This window comes from Corynebacterium sp. HMSC058E07 (assembly GCF_001809885.1).
GTDB lineage: Bacteria > Actinomycetota > Actinomycetes > Mycobacteriales > Mycobacteriaceae > Corynebacterium > Corynebacterium macclintockiae.
The window spans coordinates 1-425 of the sequence record NZ_KV799280.1 but is presented as its reverse complement, the minus strand read 5'-3'; the positions used below and the strand labels follow the sequence as shown (position 1 = coordinate 425).

At 49.9% G+C, this 425-nt stretch carries 1 protein-coding gene; it reads left to right on the top strand.

Annotated features, from left to right (window positions below; genetic code table 11):
• Positions 1–411: hypothetical protein (locus tag HMPREF2678_RS10395; RefSeq protein ID WP_168163092.1), on the top strand; the 411-nt coding region annotated here is incomplete at its 5' end.
• Between the last annotated feature and the right edge of the window lie 14 nt (positions 412–425).

The following is a 425-nucleotide window of genomic DNA, read 5'->3' as shown; positions in this document are numbered from 1 at the left end:
GTCGATGTGCTTGGGTTGATGGCACACAGCAAAAAGAGAGATGTACGAACTCAACTACTTTCAGAAATCGCTGAAATCAACAAGGCCGACTCCGCAGCAAGCTCCGCTGTGAAAAACGCCGTTATGGACCCCAGCCAGTTAAGAAAAGGCCACCCTGACACAAACCAATATATGGATTCAACAAGGCAGCCGCAGCCAATCGATATGATGCAACGAAGGGGCCGGAAAAGTCTCGCGGAAGCCCTGACGAATACCCGTTTGCTGCCACCGCCCAAGGCGACACAGGTTCCCACCCCAACGGCTTTTCGGTTGCCGCTCAGCGCTCTCAGAGAGAGCCAATTCAAGTCATTTCTCACAACAAATAACGTTAAACGTGGGGATAAGATTCAAATCAATCCTATCTTGAACTAGGAGCACCAACTAAA